General features: G+C 41.8%; 12 protein-coding genes. 8 read left to right on the top strand and 4 right to left on the bottom strand.

Going from position 1 to position 14,885, the window contains the following annotated elements:
• A partial coding sequence (locus AACV20_RS06725) for a transposase (RefSeq protein WP_170895494.1) occupies positions 1-195 on the top strand: 195 nt, incomplete at its 5' end.
• Between the two features lie 44 nt (positions 196-239).
• Here AACV20_RS06725 and AACV20_RS06730 read toward each other — a convergent pair.
• Together AACV20_RS06730 and AACV20_RS06735 are read right to left on the bottom strand one after the other, a co-directional pair.
• Positions 240-2,195, bottom strand: a complete 1,956-nt coding sequence (locus AACV20_RS06730) for a tetratricopeptide repeat-containing diguanylate cyclase (RefSeq protein WP_170908028.1) — start codon at positions 2,193-2,195, stop codon at positions 240-242.
• A 92-nt stretch (positions 2,196-2,287) separates the two neighbouring features.
• Positions 2,288-3,208, bottom strand: a complete 921-nt coding sequence (locus AACV20_RS06735) for a precorrin-2 dehydrogenase/sirohydrochlorin ferrochelatase family protein (RefSeq protein WP_017044682.1) — start codon at positions 3,206-3,208, stop codon at positions 2,288-2,290.
• 457 nt (positions 3,209-3,665) lie between these two features.
• Between AACV20_RS06735 and AACV20_RS06740 the strand changes: the two genes are divergently transcribed.
• The 6 genes from AACV20_RS06740 to AACV20_RS06765 all read left to right on the top strand — a co-directional run bounded on the left by AACV20_RS06740 (position 3,666) and on the right by AACV20_RS06765 (position 9,185).
• Complete coding sequence (locus tag AACV20_RS06740; protein ID WP_026027113.1) at positions 3,666-4,694, top strand: amino acid ABC transporter substrate-binding protein; 1,029 nt, start codon at positions 3,666-3,668, stop codon at positions 4,692-4,694.
• A gap of 69 nt (positions 4,695-4,763) precedes the next feature.
• A complete protein-coding gene (locus tag AACV20_RS06745; RefSeq protein WP_017044681.1) occupies positions 4,764-5,969 on the top strand; it encodes an amino acid ABC transporter permease in 1,206 nt (401 codons plus the stop codon).
• A 1-nt stretch (position 5,970) separates the two neighbouring features.
• A complete protein-coding gene (locus AACV20_RS06750) occupies positions 5,971-7,068 on the top strand; it encodes an amino acid ABC transporter permease (protein ID WP_026028006.1) in 1,098 nt (365 codons plus the stop codon).
• A 20-nt stretch (positions 7,069-7,088) separates the two neighbouring features.
• Positions 7,089-7,856 carry an amino acid ABC transporter ATP-binding protein gene (locus tag AACV20_RS06755; RefSeq protein WP_013856933.1) on the top strand — a complete coding sequence of 256 codons (768 nt, stop codon included), beginning with the start codon at positions 7,089-7,091 and terminating at the stop codon, positions 7,854-7,856.
• Positions 7,857-8,060: 204 nt separating this feature from the next.
• Positions 8,061-8,729: a Bax inhibitor-1 family protein gene (locus AACV20_RS06760; RefSeq protein ID WP_010318447.1), complete on the top strand. Its 669-nt coding sequence runs from the start codon at positions 8,061-8,063 to the stop codon at positions 8,727-8,729.
• A 126-nt stretch (positions 8,730-8,855) separates the two neighbouring features.
• Positions 8,856-9,185 carry a TusE/DsrC/DsvC family sulfur relay protein gene (locus AACV20_RS06765; protein ID WP_013856934.1) on the top strand — a complete coding sequence of 110 codons (330 nt, stop codon included), beginning with the start codon at positions 8,856-8,858 and terminating at the stop codon, positions 9,183-9,185.
• A 56-nt stretch (positions 9,186-9,241) separates the two neighbouring features.
• Here the strand turns inward: AACV20_RS06765 and yccX are convergent, their stop codons facing one another.
• Entirely contained in the window at positions 9,242-9,520 is a 279-nt protein-coding gene (gene yccX / locus AACV20_RS06770; RefSeq protein WP_026028007.1) for an acylphosphatase, read from the bottom strand.
• A 221-nt stretch (positions 9,521-9,741) separates the two neighbouring features.
• Here yccX and AACV20_RS06775 point away from each other — a divergent pair, with 221 nt between their 5' ends.
• Entirely contained in the window at positions 9,742-10,935 is a 1,194-nt protein-coding gene (locus AACV20_RS06775; protein ID WP_170908029.1) for a class I SAM-dependent methyltransferase, read from the top strand.
• A gap of 60 nt (positions 10,936-10,995) precedes the next feature.
• On the opposite strand, the gene AACV20_RS06780 is transcribed toward AACV20_RS06775, so the two are convergent.
• Positions 10,996-14,885 (bottom strand): Ig-like domain-containing protein (locus AACV20_RS06780; protein ID WP_170908030.1); only part of this gene is annotated, 3,890 nt, incomplete at its 5' end.

Genomic DNA, 14,885 nt, shown 5'->3' on the forward strand with positions numbered 1-14,885 from the left:
GAATCCCTCAACAGCGTTATTAGAAAAGCGATTAAGAAGCGCAAGCTCTTCCCAACGGATGAATCAGCTAGAAAGGTGATCTACCTGGCTATCCGAGATGCTTCCAAGAAATGGACGATGCCGATCAAAAACTGGCGACAAGCTCTAAACCGCTTTATGATTATGTTCGAAGACCGACTCACTCAATACATGTAACCCTGACAGTTACACAGAATTATTTACAGGGTCTGGCTTTTCAATCACTGATAACTATCATTTACAATGAATCGATTCCTTCCTTCTGACTTCGCTTGGTATAACGCTTGGTCTGCACTCTCCATTGCACTCTGCCACGACAACGCCAACTTAGACACCGACTTCTCAGCAATTGCTCCAATGGAAACAGTTACAGGAACCCGCTGCCCTGCCCAGTAAAATGATGTTTGTTCGACTTGAGCACGAATTCTCTCCAATACTTCTTTAATATGAGCTTCTGGTGTACTAATGATCATCACAAACTCTTCACCTCCCCACCTCATAAGTAGATCTTCAGGTCGAAGCTGCTGTTTCAGAATGGTAGATAATGCCCTTAACACTTCATCCCCCGCCTCATGACCATACTGATCATTTATTTTTTTGAAATAGTCGACATCAATTATGGCTAATAAATGTGGTTTATTATTAGTTGTTTCTTCCTGATAAGAAAACCAAGTATCAAGATATCTTCGGTTATACAAATCCGTGAGTGGGTCATGTGTAGATTCAACTTCTAACTTTGCATGATCCTGCTGTAAAGTTGAGTGTTTGATTTTAAATTTTTTATACTTTCGATAACTAATTAAAGATACAAAGCTAATAATAATAAATAACAAAAAATACAACCATTCCCTAAATTCCTGAGCTTGTATCTGTAGCTTCTGTATATCGTTCTTAGCACTTAATAGCAATAATTCTTGTTCGTCGAGTTTTCTGTCAAATTGATTTTTTAGACTCAATACCTCTTTTTCTCTAGACTGAAGGATAAGTTTTTTTTCTAATGTTGCCATTTTCTTATATTCAAACAATGCTTCATCATATCGACCTTTCTGCTCATAAATTCTTGAAAGAATATCAGTAGCATATATTATTCTTGGCACATTATTGTGATCTGTATAAATTCCTACCGCTTCTTTGGCGCTCAGGATGGCCAATTCTAACTGAGTTTTTGCAAGATAGACTTCCGCTAAACTCTCTTGACAGTATGCGGTAAATAAGGGATTAGACTCTTCCCTAGCAAGAGATAAACATCGAATCATAATATCTAAGGCATCTTCTGTCTCACCTTGATTTAATAAATTATCGGCTAAATTAACCATAGTCTTAAACTGCAACTGTTTAGAACCTGTTTTCATCGCTCTATCAAAAGCAAGTTCAACATTGCGCTGCTGAGATTCTTCACGTCCTAACGCTGTATCTATCACACTGGCATTAGTATATAAAATAGCTTCGGTGAGTGAGTTAGAGAAATTATGATTCTGGTATACTTTCAAAGATCTCTTACTATATATATCAGCGTTTTTCCAATCCTCCGTATGAATATACACAGTCGATATATTGTTTAGAATTATGCACATTTGTATAGCATATTTATTCCTATCAAATAATTGATAAGCAATTTGATAATATTTTAAGGCTTTCTTTAAGTTGGTTTGATCAAATGAAATATTACCCAATAAATTATAAACTCGCCCTTTCAACCCATTATATCCAATACGCTCAACCATCTCTAGAACATCATTGAGTAAGGATTCAGATTGAATTAATTGTTGTGATGAATATAATTCCTGTGCTTCATAAAAATAAGCCTCCGCAATAATCCAGTCTATATTGTATTGACGACCAATAGCCAATGCTTCCTCAGTAACTAGAGGAGTAATTCCCGCAAATTGTATTAAATTATTTTGTGAAAATATATAGAGAGCTTTTGCCTGAGGTGACCACCACTGTCGCCAATCCGTAAAAGAGTTTTTGATAACTTCAGGACGCTCAAAAGAATCATAATATAAATTGAGAAATGAGGCATCGCTTTTATTAATATTACAGCTCAAATAATCATCTGCACAGAACTCAGCTTCTTGCAGCTTTGAGTGACATTGTAACGACATAAAAATAGAAACCAAACTCACAATGCTAACCACAAGGAAGGATTTGAACGAACGTGGCATCGATTTATACATAGTACATAAGCTCTTCAGTTTTGAGTCATCTTCGTTTTATCAGGCTCGGTCTGCAACATAATCCGATAAAACAATAACCTATGGCACTATTTTTACAACATTAAGTCTTTCCCCACAAGCAAAGCGTACTCTGCTCTGTTTCTAGGTAACAAAATACATATTCTTTTGCGATCAGACTTTGCTTGCTCAAGCTTTTCTGCAAGTTGCGCGGCATTCTTAAAACTTTCCCTTTCAGCATCACGGCGAACAAGATCAATCAATTCAAAAGGAGAATGTTGTTCATAAAAAACCACCTCTGCCCTTTGCATGTAACGCAGCGCTTTAATCGGCAACATTTCAACATCATCGCCACAGCTTATCCATGTACATTGTGCTGATTCTTCTATAGGTACTAAGAGAGCTTGTTGGTATAAACGCTCTAATTCTTCACGGCTTACTGCATTTTCTGTTTTGGAATCACTTAAAAAGGCTTCCCAAAACTTTCTTCTAGCACTGACAGAATTGAGTGATTGTTTAATTGAATTTCTCTTGGAGGCAGCGAAATCAGCAAGCAACGAGAGATTTTGCGGAAGAACCGCTTCCAATGTTTCTCGGATATTTCTCACCAACACTGGTGATGCACCACCACTGGATATTGCGATCTGAATTCGCCCACGGTTGACCATCGATGGCGTGATAAAATCACAGTATGGTTGATCATCGACAACATTGACCAAAACACCTGTCTTTCTTGCATCTTTATGCACTTGGTGGTTAAGCGACGGATTATCCGTTGTGGCCCATACCTGCCAGTATTCTTTCGTTAATAGTTCTGATGAATAAAAGTTTTGAACCCATTGGCAACGATTCTGCTCTACCAGTTCTAAAAGATAACGTTCAATCTTAGGTGACACGACGGTGACTTGAGCCCCCGCTCGAATCAATGCTTCTACTTTTCGACAGGCGACTTCGCCCCCACCCACAACCAGCACTGGTTTGCCCAATAAATTCAAAAACAGAGGAAAATACTGCATTTCATTCCATGAATAATCTAGATAACTATTCGCTTGATGCTACCAAAAATAGGGCATCTGCGACACTAATTAAATGCAGCCAAATAATTATCAACCAAATTTTCGCCATTAGGCAGTTGAAAATCCTGATAACACACTAATGACACAATTGTTAATTTTACGTTAAAAGAGAAATATACTGCTTCTATTCTGTTGCCCCACTATTGAACATGGTTGCACTATTTACAATCTTGCAACATTTGTTCATTCTAGCTGCAGCTTAGGTTTGTGAATCTAATCAAAAATCTTTCAAATGACTAATTTGAGAAAATACAAATCATTACCTACGCTTATAAACGGTTGATTTGTAAATGTGCGATTGCATGCAAATACAACTTGGAAAGCTACACAACAACATTTTTAGTACGTTGTATCAGGTGTCACCTGGTTTAACATGGATCATACAGGAAGGATACAAATGGCGAATAAACTCACTGTTCTTGCTTCTGTTGTAGCAGCTTCTACTGCCATGATGGCGACGACAGCTTCAGCAGCAGATAGCACTTTAGATAAAGTACTTTCGCAAGGTTTTATTACTTGTGGTGTGAGCACTGGTCTACCAGGCTTTTCCAACCCGAACTCAAAAGGGGAATGGGAAGGCATTGATGTTGAATATTGCCAGGCACTTGCCGCAGCAGTTCTTGGTGACAAATCGAAAGTAAAATATGTTCCACTCACAGCAAAAGAACGGTTTACCGCCCTACAATCAGGTGAAATCGATGTTCTTTCGCGCAATACAACCTGGACGCTCCAACGCGACGCAGCACTCGGCCTTAATTTTGTCGGCGTAAACTATTATGACGGTCAAGGGTTCATGGTGAAAAAAGACCTAGGAGTGAAAAGTGCAAAAGAGCTTGATGGGGCATCGGTTTGTGTCCAATCCGGTACAACTACTGAGTTGAACTTGGCGGACTACTTCCGCAACACGGGCATGAAATACAAACCTGTGGTATTCGATACAGCAGCGCAAACCTCAAAAGGTTTTGACGCGGGCCGTTGCGATGCTCTAACAACCGACCAATCCGGTTTGTATGCGCTACGTTTGAACTTAACTGATCCTAACGTCGCGGTTGTATTACCTGAAATCATTTCTAAAGAACCACTTGGGCCCGTTGTTCGTCAAGATGATGACAAGTGGTTTAACGTGGCGAAATGGACTCTCAATGCGATGGTTAACGCAGAAGAGTACGGTATTACCTCAAAAAATGCAGATGAAATGCTTAAATCTAGCGATCCTAATATCAAACGCATACTTGGCCTGGACGGTCCTAAAGGTAAAGGTTTGGGCATTCGCGATGATTGGGGATACCAAATTGTAAAACAAGTCGGTAACTATGGTGAAAGTTTTGAACGCACTGTAGGTAAAGGTTCTCCACTACAAATCGCACGAGGTGCAAATGCGTTGTGGAATGCTGGCGGCTTTATGTACGCTCCACCACTTCGTTAATAGTCACACAATCCCAAATAGGCGGTTTTAACCGCCTTTTTGGAAAAATGGATTTGAGGTTATAGTTGTATGAAACCTACTAAAACTATTGCGGCTAGCTCAGGAGCTCCCTCGGCTAAAAGCGCAAATTTGTTCTACAATCCTACTTTTCGTTCAGTCGCCTTTCAAATTATTGCTGTTCTCGTTCTGGTTTTTTTCTTTTACACCATTGTGACCAATGCACTTTCTAACTTAAGCTCTCGAGGCATTGCCACGGGGTTTGACTTCCTAGATCAAGAAGCTGGCTTTGGGATTGGCCTTACTTTGATCGAATACAATGAAACCTTTAGTTATGGGCGAACTTTTATCATAGGTTTACTCAATACCGCGCTAGTTTCTTTTTTAGGCGTTGTATTTGCCACCCTTTTAGGTTTTTTTATCGGTATTGCTCGTCTCTCTTCCAACTGGTTAGTCAGTCGACTTGCTGCTGTGTATATAGAAATCTTCCGTAATATTCCTTTATTACTGCAAATTTTCTTTTGGTATTTTGCCGTGTTACAGGCTCTACCATCGCCTAGGCAAAGCATGCAGTTAGGGGATTCTATTTTTCTCAATGTACGTGGTCTGTTCTTCCCCGCTCCCATTTTCGAAAGTGGCAGCACATTTATCTTTATTGCCTTTCTTGCTGGCTTACTAACCACCTTAATTATTGGCATTTGGGCTCGAAACAAACAGCGTTTAACAGGTCAGCAGACGCCTATGGGTAGAATTGCGGCTATCTTGTGCATACTACTTCCTGTCATTGTGTACTTTGCTATGGGCCGTCCAGTGTCAGCAGAGTATCCACAACTGCAAGGGTTCAACTTCCAAGGTGGCATCAGTATTATCCCAGAGTTAGCCGCACTGCTGATTGCACTGAGTATTTATACGGCCGCATTTATTGCCGAAATTGTCCGTTCTGGTATTAATGCGGTGAGCCATGGTCAATCCGAAGCAGCAATGTCATTAGGATTATCTCGTTCAAAAACATTAAAACTCGTGGTCATTCCTCAAGCGCTGCGCATCATCATTCCACCACTCACCAGCCAATATCTGAACTTAACCAAAAACTCATCATTAGCGATGGCGATTGGCTACCCTGATTTGGTTTCTGTTTTTGCCGGCACAACGCTCAATCAAACGGGTCAAGCGATTGAAATTATTGCGATGACTATGGGTGTTTACCTCACTCTCAGTTTGACGACATCGGCATTAATGAATATCTATAACCGTAAAGTTGCTTTGGTGGAGAGATAAGATGAAAGTACATCAGTTTCAACCTAACTTGCCACCGCCAGCCAATACCGTTGGCTTCATTGGGTGGCTGCGCAAAAATCTTTTTAATAACGCACTCAATTCCATCGTTACACTGATCTTAGGGTATTTCGCCTTCTGGCTTGTTTGGCATACTGTCGATTGGGCGATTATTAATGCAGATTGGGTAGGTACACAACGTAGTGATTGCACTCGTGAGGGGGCCTGTTGGGTGTTTATTAGCGTACGCTGGGATCAGTTTATGTATGGATTTTATCCAGAAGCTGAGCTATGGCGACCTCGCCTCTTCTATTTCACTCTTGCTATTTTTAGTGCGTTGCTCGCCTATGAAAATACACCGAAAAAAACGTGGATTTGGTTGTTTTTTGTCAACATCTACCCATTTCTTATCGCGGCGTTACTCTATGGCGGCTTTTTCGGCCTAGAAGTGGTTGAAACGCATAAGTGGGGAGGCTTATTAGTTACGCTGATTATTGCCTTAGTTGGGATTGTTGTCTCGTTACCGATTGGCGTTGTACTGGCGTTGGGCCGGCGTTCCGAGATGCCCATTATTCGCAGCCTATGTACCGTTTACATCGAGGTTTGGAGAGGTGTGCCACTGATTACAGTTTTGTTTATGGCATCCGTTATGCTGCCTCTGTTCCTCTCGCAAGGCTCGGAAACGGATAAATTGGTTAGAGCATTAATTGGGGTGGTTATGTTCAGTTCGGCTTATATGGCAGAAGTGGTTCGTGGTGGTTTACAAGCGATACCTAAAGGTCAATACGAAGCCGCCGATGCGTTAGGTTTAAGTTACTGGAAAAAAGTCGGTTTGATTATTTTGCCGCAAGCACTGAAGATCACGATCCCATCTATCGTTAATACCTTCATTGGCCTATTTAAAGATACCAGCTTAGTACTCATTATCGGGATGTTTGACGTGCTCGGTATTGGACAAGCTGCCAATACCGATCCGGATTGGTTAGGCTTTTCTACTGAAAGTTATATATTTGTCGCGTTAGTGTTCTGGGTGTTCTGCTTTTCTATGTCTAGATATTCGATATGGCTTGAAAACAAACTCCATACTGGTCACAAACGATAACTACAAATCAAGGACGTATTATGACGCAGCAACGCAACCTCGCACCTTCTGAAGAAATCATGATTCAGATTAATGATATGAATAAATGGTACGGTGAATTTCATGTACTAAAGAACATCAATCTTACCGTTAAAAAAGGCGAAAAGATCGTTATTTGTGGCCCTTCAGGCTCAGGAAAATCGACCATGATTCGCTGTATTAACCGCTTGGAAGAGCACCAAAAAGGACAAATCGTCGTCGCGGGCAACGAACTGACGGAAGATCTTAAAAATATCGAAGCTGTGCGACGCGAGGTCGGTATGTGCTTCCAACATTTCAATCTTTTTCCACATTTAACCGTGTTAGAAAACTGTACACTCGCTCCAATTTGGGTAAAAAAGATGCCTAAAGGAGAAGCTGAAGCGGTTGCGATGAAGTACTTGGAACGCGTAAAGATTCCTGATCAAGCCGACAAATATCCCGGTCAACTTTCTGGCGGTCAGCAGCAACGAGTTGCGATTGCACGCTCATTGTGCATGAACCCACAGATTATGTTATTTGATGAACCAACATCTGCACTTGACCCGGAAATGGTACGGGAAGTATTAGATGTTATGGTTGAACTCGCAGGAGAAGGCATGACGATGCTTTGTGTTACCCATGAGATGGGCTTTGCTAAAGAAGTGGCCGATCGCGTTATTTTCATGGATGCTGGTGAGATCATTGAAGAAAATAACCCTGTTGAATTTTTTGAAAATCCTCAATCCGATAGAACGCGCAATTTTCTCTCTCAAATTCTCCATCATTAATGGATTAACGACCAACAAAGAGAGAGGTGAACATCACCTCTCTCTTTGTTTATGAGCATAGACACATGGTGTTACACATTCTTTAACATCTAAGTGACTATTTTTATTAAAATTTACACAAAACAAATACGATACAGGGCTTGCTTTTTAGCTCATTCAGCCCCATAAATGTACAAACAAACATAAACCCTTACGAGGAAGATTATGAACAGCCCTATGTTTACTCGCTCAGCTAGCTTAGAGAGCACACTACAAACTAATAAAGTGTTGAAGAATACTTACTTCTTGCTTTCAATGACTCTTATCACTAGTGCTATTGCTGCGATGGCAACAATGGCAATGCAGATTTCACCATTCATGGCACTCGCTATGCAGTTGGGAGCAATCGGTATTCTATTCTTCGTGATGCCTAAAGCCATTAACTCTTCTTCTGGTATAGTGTGGACATTTGTGTTCACCACATTAATGGGCGGTGCTCTGGGCCCAATGCTTAATCACTATGCGGCAATCCCGAATGGCTCTAGCATTATTGCTCAGGCACTCGGTCTTACTGGCCTTGTTTTTATGGGCTTATCCGCTTATACCATTACGACTAAAAAAGACTTTTCGTTCATGAGAAGTTTTTTAATGGCAGGCCTCATTATTGTCATCGTTGCGGCGATTATTAATATTTTTGTTGGTTCTACCGTTGGCCAACTTGCGATCAGCAGCATCGCGGCGCTCGTGTTTTCTGGTTTTATCCTATTTGACACAAGCCGCATCGTACGAGGTGAAGAGACAAACTACATTAGTGCTACCATCTCAATGTATCTAAATATCCTGAACTTGTTCACAAGCTTATTGGCTATTCTAGGCATTATGAACGACGACTAATTCACGTCGACATTTTGTCCAAACGAGCCCGCAAGCCACAGCTTGCGGGCTTTTTGCTTTCTAAACAGTTGAGATCACACATTCACTACGCTACCCTAAACGCGGATTTTTAATCGAGTAATAAAGATGTTTGAATACAATGGTAAAACCGTCGAAACTGATGCTCAGGGTTACCTCCTAGACCATACCCAATGGGAAGAAGGAATGATCCAGACACTGGCCAGTCAGGAAGGTATCGAGTTAACAGACGCTCATCTAGAAGTCATTTTGTTCGTACGCCACTTTTATGAAGAGTTTAATACTTCACCCGCAGTGCGTATGTTAGTCAAAGCGATGGAAAAAGCGCATGGTCCGGAAAAAGGCAATAGCAAATATCTGTTCAAACTCTTTAAAAAAGGCCCGGCCAAACAAGCAACTAAACTTGCTGGGTTACCAAAACCTGCCAAATGCTTGTAGTGTGAAACTAAGCCCCCAAGCAACTTAACCATACAAAGCACAAAGCGGTGCTACTTTTAAAGTATTTCGAATCCGCTATATTTTTCAGTATAAGAAAGAAGTGATTCACGCAACACAGACATTACTTTCGCCGTTTTGGGGCCTTGTTGAAGCCACTGATAAAACTGCTCCAAATTTTCACTATTCCCAATGGCGATGACTTCAACCTCGCCGTTATGTAAATTTTTAGCATAGCCTGTTAAGCCTAGCTTTAGTCCTTGATGAGCGGTGTGATAACGAAAACCAACCCCTTGGACCCTGCCTGTCACGATAAACTTGTCGCACTGTTGAGCCATTTGGATCCCTCTATCTATGTTTAAATACTCAATCATTTATCTACTAAAATGCGTCGTTCACTATAATGAAAGAAATGACAATGGGTTAATTTGATGTACATCCCATAGACACTCTCTCCAAACAATTTCCTTTATTTACGTATGACGCTCGCTCTTTGTTTGCTTTCCATTACCTTTTCTATGAAAATACGCCCCCATTTTGAATATTCATCGAGTAATGTATGACAGCTGCAATCTATCTAGTCAAAGGCCGTGAAAAATCTTTGCGCCGTAAACATCCATGGGTTTTTTCCCGAGGGATCAGTAAGGTAGAAGGTGATCCTAGCCTTGGAGAGACCGTCGACGTTTATACTCATGATAATCAGTGGTTAGCAAAAGCAGCCTATTCCCCTACTTCTCAAATTCGAGCTCGCGTTTGGAGCTTTGAGAAGCAGGAGATCAATGTCGATTTTTTTGTGAAACGGCTCGAAGATGCACTGTTAGTTCGCCAGGAGATTATTGAACGAGATGGTATTACAGGCTTTAGGCTGATTGCAGCAGAATCAGATGGGTTGCCCGGTATTACTATCGATAAGTATCAAGATTATCTAGTATGCCAACTGCTTAGCGCAGGGGCTGAATACCATAAAACGAATATTGTTAAAGCGCTGACAATCGTTTTCCCAGAGTGCCATGTTTACGAACGTTCAGATGTTGCCGTTCGTAAAAAAGAAGGTTTGGAAGAGCGCATGGGCGTGCTGCATGGCGATGAGCCGCCAAAATCAGTCATTATCGAAGAAAATGGCGTAAAAATTAGCGTCGATATTGTTGGTGGACACAAAACAGGCTTTTACCTAGACCAACGTGACAGCCGCCAGAAATCAATAAAATATGTGAAGGATAAAGATGTCCTTAACTGCTTTTGTTATACCGGAGGCTTCGGTTTGTACGCTCTTAAAGGCGGTGCCAAACGTGTAATTAATGCCGACGTCTCACAACCTGCATTAGATACCGCCAAATACAATGCAGAGATCAATCAATTCGATATCTCCAAAAAACGCGCTGTATTTTTGAATGCCGATGTTTTCAAATTATTGCGAGAATACCGTGATCAAGGAACGCTGTTTGATGTTGTGATCATGGATCCACCTAAGTTCGTATCGAGTAAAAATAACCTGACCTCTGGTGCAAATGGTTATAAAGACATCAATATGTTGGCAATGCAAATTTTAAAACCCGGTGGCACTTTACTCACTTATTCATGCTCTGGCCTTATGGGCACAGATCTCTTCCAAAAAATCATTGCGGACGCGGCGCTTGATGCAGGTCGCAGCGTTAAATTTGTTGAAAGGTTCGAGCAAGCCGCTGACCACTTGACAGATTCAGCCTACCCTGAAGGGTTTTATCTAAAAGGGTTCGCTTGTAAGGTCTTGTAAGCCGTATTTATAGACAGCAAGAAAAACCGGAGCTCTAATCAAGCTCCGGTTTTCGTTATTTTAGTCCTTTAAATGGTTTAGGTTATCCATCAAGCTACTGGTGATATCCGCAGCTGACGCACCATCAAAGTCCACGGTCAATGTCTGACCCGACTTGACAATCGTTAGGTGCGATTCATGTTCATTTCCTGTAACACGGATAGATACATCGTCCGCAACACCTTGATGATCTACACCACCCAGTCCATCAAGCAATGCTGTGATCTCATCTTTGGTCATGTCTTCAAACAAATCGGAAAAATCTAACGAATCCCCTTCCGAACGATGGAAGTCAGTAACGCGGTCAGTCGCGGTTTCCATCTCAACCCATTTAAAGATATCTGCACCATCACCACCAGTAAGAATATCATTGCCTAAGCCGCCAATTAGAACATCATTCCCAGCACCACCATCTAGAATATCATTACCAGTACCACCGCGAAGGCCATCGTTCCCTTCGCCACCGTAGATATGGTCATTACCCGAGCCTCCAAAGAGGAGATCTGTACCTCCTTGGCCGAATATACGATCATCGCCACCACCGCCATGAGCTATATCGACGTAAGCATTACTAGCTCCCGGGATATTGAGTGCGCTGTCTTCGTTATTGGCATCTTGTAGCCAAGAGCCATCAAGCCCAGTCCCAAAACGATCCAAAAGATCGGAAGCCGCCATCTCTTTTAGATGAGCCTGTGTATGATTATCCAATCCGTCAACATGACTATCACCAAGATAAATAATGTCATCTCCTTTTCCGAGATAGACATAATCACCACCATCGCCTACATCCACGACTAAACCTTTTTCAACATGATCGTGATAAGTCACCGACGATGAACCGACACCCGATGTTGACCACTGCACTTTTTGATTTGACGTAGTGGTATCGTATAGCTGTATCGAATCAATGCTATTTCCTTCAGCTTTAATGTCGTGCCCAACAACAAATGTTAGTGAACTTGAGCTTGTATCCCCATCGTTATCTTTTAATGTATAGTCGAAAACCAATTGGGTATCCGATGAAATAGTTGCCCCAAAGAACTGGTAACTGCCATCATCCAAATCAATAATTAATGAGTGTTTATCATTAATATAAATTGACAAAGTATTGGTTGTAGGATCAAAACTATGGGTCAGAGATGAAGATGTCCCCATAACTGATATCGATTGGCCATCGAATAAATAGGTAACATCGCTGATAGTAATACTCGCTATCACTCCCCCATCAGCTCCCATCCCATAACCATCAACAGGTACAAGAATATTCCCGCCGATAGGTTGAATGACAGATTGTAATAAAATAGGGGGAAGCTGAGTCACGTCAGACACTACTATAGAGCCTGTATCTACATTTAAATGGCCATCATAAGCAACCTTATCTAATTCTCCTTGCGGAACATTATTCCCCATACCATAAGCAAGAGAGGTGATTTTGTTTTCTTGTAAATGACTAACCCAACTATCAAGCTCATCTTTCTCTATGGTGTTAAAGTTTTTCACACCATTTTTCCAATCGTATCCTTCGGGTACACCATCAGATAAGAAATAACTCACATTGCTAGCGCCACTTAATGGCTCACCATAACCGAGACCAGACCATTGATTCTGTGCCAATTCAATAGCGTGATCATAATCTGTACCTCCAGAAGCCGTTAGGCCCATTATGTAGTTTTTGGCTTGTTCAACCGTCATCCAGTAAGAGGAACCATTATGGTAAGGAGAAGCTGTTGCATTAAATAACAGTAATTGGACCTGAGTCTGACCAATAGCTTGATATTGATCTAATAACTGTACCGCTGATTCTTTCATCACTTGAAGACGAGTTTTACCGTTGCCAGCCTCCCAAGCCATAGAACCCGACACGTCTAAAATCAACTGAACATTGGCGCCTTGTTTAGTCTCTGATTCTAAGACATGCAAAATGTTTCTTGCTAACGGCGCATCATCTTCAATGACGAGAGTAACAACACCAGTACCGATTGCTCCTGCCGCATTTTTCGCTTCAAGTGGGATCTCGATAGCTAAATGATCTTCACTTGCCTTATCTGGATGATCGATAGGTGCATGTAACACACTATTTACTTTACCTTGATCATCTAACGCAAACTCGACAACCTTATTACCATTTGCAGAACCAGTGAGCATCTGTTTATCTGGCGATAATGACCAAGTGATCGCGACACCATTAGATGTGTATCGATCACTCGGTAGACCAATGGACAATTGAGTAACGTTGGAAAGACTTAACTGACCATCAACTGAAGCTTGGTTAGTCGTGTCTTGTGAACCAGTGACGGATTCGTCATCTACTATGCCGTCTTGTAATCCTTCTTCAGAAACATTGAGCGTCAATTCACCAATAACCGGTGGAGACACTGGCTTGACCGCAAAACCAAGCACAGCACTGTCACCATCGGCATCAGTAACTTTCACTTGGAAATCAATATCTCCATCACCTAACGGCGATTGTATATTTTGATACTGGTAAAACTCCCATTTTCCCGTTGTCGGTGTAAACTCGAGTTTGAAGACTAAATGCCCTTCTGCATCTTTACCAGTAAGAGTATTTGCTCCTACTAATCCAACAGTAATGTCAGAGCCAGTAACCGTTTTGAGTGTCGCAGATTCATCCAGGCCAACTAATTGCAGTGCACCTCGGCCATCGGCCCCCCATTGCGGTTCAACGACACCAGAACCATAAGCAATTGGCTGCGGCGCATCCGAACCAAGAAACTCGATATTTTTAACGGTAAAGTCACTATTATCTTTGTGATTGAACGAGTTACCATTATCAGTAGCTTTGATAACCATCGTATCAAAGCCACCCTGCTGCACAGAAAAGTCTTTAGCGTAATCTCCACGATTTTCATCAGAGGTAAAACTTTGAGTTGCAATCAGCTTTCCATCTCGCCAAAACTCAACAATCCCGCTTTCGCCCTCACCGCCAAACATTTTGCTGAACTCAATTTTCGCACCATAAGCTACCGTGTTAGGATCGAGTTTAATAACCAACTCTTCGGATGCAGAACTGCCATCTGAAAACTTACGAAAATCAATTTCATTAGCAAGATTATGGTACGGAGAATCCTTACTACTAACGCCGATACCTTCGCTGTCACCATTAATATTTGCACTAACTAACGTGGATGATAAAGCTGAAGAGAATCCTTTTGCAGTAATAGTAAATTGACCACCGTCAATCGTAGTCCTATTACCACGGTAACTCGTTAAATCAAACTGGCCAGTTAACACATCAGGGATGTCAGTTGCTGTGGCAGCAACTGGATCCATCGCATGGTCGCTAGGTGCATCGTCTTCAATGATGATAGATAATTTGCTTTCCGTTGTGGTTTGCCCATCTGAAACAAATACGCCGAGATCTAAACTCAGTGTATCTTCTTGGGAGCCATCTGGATGGTCGACAGGGCTGAGTAAAGTGACCGTATAGTTCCACTCGCCCTTGCCACTTGCATTAGGAGCAGTAAGTTCGATTTCAATAACGGATTTAGAATCACTCCCAGATGTAGAACCTATCAGCTTGTGATTTTGAGCATCCCATTCCCAAACGACTTCCATACCTCCCGACGTGATGCCCTCCGGGCCCGAAAGAGTGATCCCTACGGAATCGCTATCTACATCATCAATTGTGATGCTGCCAGATGCCTTAATTGCGTCGCTTGTATCTGAGGATCCAATATCATCTTGAAGTCCACCAGATAAGCCTTCCTCGGAGAGAGTACTAGGATTTATTATGTCAAGTATTGGTCCGTCCGCCACCGCACCAACCGTCACATTCACGGTCGCCGTTTCAACATTGCCCGCCGCCGTCGTCACTGTGTAAGTGAAGCTGTCGCTGCCGTGGTAGTCCTCATTTGGTGTGTAGGTCACGGTGCCATCAGCATTGAAGGTCA

The organism is Vibrio sp. B4-6, assembly GCF_963888245.1.
GTDB classification, from domain to species: domain Bacteria; phylum Pseudomonadota; class Gammaproteobacteria; order Enterobacterales; family Vibrionaceae; genus Vibrio; species Vibrio anguillarum.